The sequence below is a fragment of the Sphingomonas pituitosa NBRC 102491 genome, assembly GCF_001598435.1.
GTDB classification, from domain to species: domain Bacteria; phylum Pseudomonadota; class Alphaproteobacteria; order Sphingomonadales; family Sphingomonadaceae; genus Sphingomonas; species Sphingomonas pituitosa.
The window spans coordinates 1-2,807 of sequence record NZ_BCYY01000058.1; the positions used below are offsets into that span (position 1 = coordinate 1).

Here is a 2,807-nt window from a genome sequence, read left to right on the forward strand (position 1 = left end):
CCCAGCCGATATTGGCGCCGACCATGCCCGCCATCAGCAGCGGCAGGTCGCCGTGCCGCGCGCGGATGCCGGCGGCCTCGGCGGCGAAGTCGGTGACGGAGGTGACGCCCTTGTCGTCGCGCTCGGTGTGGGAGACCGCGCCGTTCTCGACAAGGAAGACGCGACGGTTGGTCGTGCCCCAGTCTACGCCAAGGAAGGGCCCGGAAAAGCTTACCACCATGTCGCGTACAGCCCGATGAGGATCAGAATGATCACCACGGCAGCGATGTTGAAGCCGGTGGTGGTGTGGAAGCGCACGCCTTCCATGCGGATGCGGTTGCTGCCCCCTGCCGCGGGCCGGGCGAGCGAGACGATCACCGCCAGCGCCAGCGAGGCGAGGAACACGATTCCCATGCGGTTGATGAACGGCACCGCGTTCAGCGCCTCGATCCCGCCCCACTTGGCCGGGAACCAGAAGACGAAGCTGAGCACCACCGATGCGACGGCGCCGACCAGCGCCCCCACCTCGGTCGCGCGCGGCCAGAACAGGCCGAGCAGGAAGATGACGGTGATCCCCGGCGTCACGAAGCCGGAGAATTCCTGGATATACTGGAATGCCTGGTCGAGGCTGCCGAGCAGCGGCCGCGCGGTGAACATCGCAATGATGATGGAGACCACCGCTGCGATCCGGCCGACGCGCACCAGATGCGTTTCGTAGGCGGCCTTGTCAGCACCCTCGTCGGCGCGCGCCTGCACGCCCTTCAGCTTGGCGTAGATATCGAGCGTGAAGATCGTCGCGATCGAATTGATCTTGGAGGCGGTCGAGGCGATGATCGCCGCGATCAGCGCCGCGAAGACGAGGCCGAGCAGCCCGGTGGGCAGCAGCGCCATCATCGTCGGATAGGCCTGGTCCGGCTTGGCGAGGTTCGGCGCCAGCACCACCGCGGCGATGCCCGGCAGCACGATGACAACGGGCATCAGCAGCTTGAGGAAGCCCGCGAACACCACGCCGCGCTGCGCCTCGGCGAGGCTCTTCGCCGCCAGGGCACGCTGGATGATATACTGGTTGAAGCCCCAATAGCTGAGATTGGCGATCCACATGCCGCCGACCAGCACGGCGATGCCCGGCAGATCCTTGTAGTGCGGATTGTCGGGCGAAAGGATCATGTCGAAATGATCGGGCACCCGCCGCGTCAGCTCCTGGAAGCCGCCGATCACGCCGCCGTCGCCGCCGATCTTGGTCAGCGTGAGGTAGGCGACGACAAGGCCGCCCAGCACCAGCAGCGTCACCTGGACGATGTCGGTCAGCGCCACCGCCTTCAGGCCGCCGCGCAGCTGGTAGAGCAAGGCGAACGCACCCAGCCCGATCAGCGCCACGTCCTGGTTGACGCCCGCGACCTGGGTGACCGCGATCGAGCCGAGCCAGATGATCGAGGTGAGGTTCACGAACACGTAGAGGATCAGCCAGAAGACGGCCATCACGGTGCGGATCGTCGGCCCGAAGCGCTGCTCGAGGAACTGCGGCATCGTGTAGATTTCGTTGCGCAGGAAGATCGGCAGGAAGAACTTGCCGACGATCAGCAGCGTCAGCGCCGCCATCCACTCATAGGAGGCAATCGCCAGGCCGATCGCATAGCCCGACCCGGACATGCCGACGATCTGTTCGGCGGAGATATTGGCCGCGATCAGCGAGGCGCCGATCGCCCACCAGGGCAGGTTCTTCGAGGCGAGGAAATAGTCGCTCGAATCCTTGGTGGCGCCCGCCTTGTCGCGGCTCACCCATTGCGCGAGGCCGAAGATGCCGATCGCATAGACGATCACCACGACCAGATCGATGTTGGATAGACTCATGCCCACTCCTGCCGGCCCCGGCGCGAGCGGCACGGCCCGCGCATCTTGCCCCCTTCCCGCCTGAAAACGACGGTCAGCTGTTCATTTATCTTATTTATCGGGGTTGTCCAGCAGCGCCGCTGGAGTACGATGCCGAAACATTCGATGGTGCGCAGCATCGCACAGGCAAGAACAGGAAAGCAATCGCGAGCATGTCCACCGCTCTTCCCCATGCTGCCGAGGAGATCCGCTCAGGGCTCGGCCGCAATCTCACCTACGGGATGCTCGACGCGCTGGGCCGGGCGATCGTCACCGGCCGCTACGAGACCGAAGCCTTCCCCACCGAGGCGGAGCTGGCCAAGCAGCACGGCGTCAGCCGATCGGTGACGCGCGAAGCGGTGAAGATGCTCACCGCCAAGGGACTGCTGAGCGCGCGGCCGCGCCAGGGCACGCTGGTGCAGCCGGCCTCGTCGTGGAACCTGTTCGACACCGATGTGCTGCGCTGGCTGCTCGAGCGGCAATTCTCGGTCGACCTGCTGCGCCAGTTCAGCCAGCTGCGCATCGCGATCGAGCCCGAGGCGGCGGCGCTGGCGGCGCAGTTCGCCACAGCCGAGGACCTGCAGCGGATCTCCGCCGGGCTCGCGCGGATGGAAGCGGCCGAGCGCGGGCTGGACGACACGCTGGATGCCGACATCGCCTTCCACGTCGCGGTGCTGCGCGCCTCGGGCAATCCCTTCTACGCCCAGTTCCGCGACATGGTGGCAACCGCGCTGCGCACCTCGATCCGCTTTACCAACCGGATCAAGGGCCGCAGCGCGAGCGTCGCCGACCATGCCGCGGTGCGCGACGCGATCGCCGCCAAGGATGCCGCCACCGCCCGCACCGCGATGCGGACGCTGATCGGCGACGTGGTCGAGCTGATCGAAACGTCAACGGGCGCGGAAGCGGCGGTGTAGAGAGAGCGTGTTGCCTCCCCCCAAAGAGAGTTTAACGCGCGT

3 protein-coding genes are annotated in these 2,807 nt (G+C 66.4%); 1 reads left to right on the forward strand and 2 read right to left on the reverse strand.

Annotated elements, in window-relative coordinates; translation table 11 throughout:
* Nucleotides 1–220: 2-dehydro-3-deoxygalactonokinase (locus tag SPI01S_RS21500; protein WP_174539150.1), on the reverse strand; the 220-nt coding region annotated here is incomplete at its 3' end.
* On the reverse strand, nt 211–1,830 hold the full coding sequence (locus SPI01S_RS21505) for a sodium/sugar symporter (protein WP_066727398.1): 1,620 nt from the start codon (nt 1,828–1,830) through the stop codon (nt 211–213). The genes SPI01S_RS21505 and SPI01S_RS21500, both read right to left, overlap by 10 nt.
* 191 nt (nt 1,831–2,021) lie before the next feature.
* Here SPI01S_RS21505 and SPI01S_RS21510 point away from each other — a divergent pair, with 191 nt between their 5' ends.
* Nucleotides 2,022–2,765 (forward strand): FadR/GntR family transcriptional regulator, encoded by a 744-nt coding sequence (locus SPI01S_RS21510; RefSeq protein ID WP_066727403.1) that lies wholly within the window; start codon nt 2,022–2,024, stop codon nt 2,763–2,765.
* The last annotated feature ends 42 nt before the right edge of the window (nt 2,766–2,807 follow it).

Excerpts from the sequence above, each read along its gene's own strand:
- SPI01S_RS21505 (WP_066727398.1), bottom strand. The coding sequence starts at position 1,830 with ATGAGTCTATCCAACATCGATCTGGTCGTGGTGATCGTCTATGCGATC.
- SPI01S_RS21510 (WP_066727403.1), top strand. The coding sequence starts at position 2,022 with ATGTCCACCGCTCTTCCCCATGCTGCCGAGGAGATCCGCTCAGGGCTC.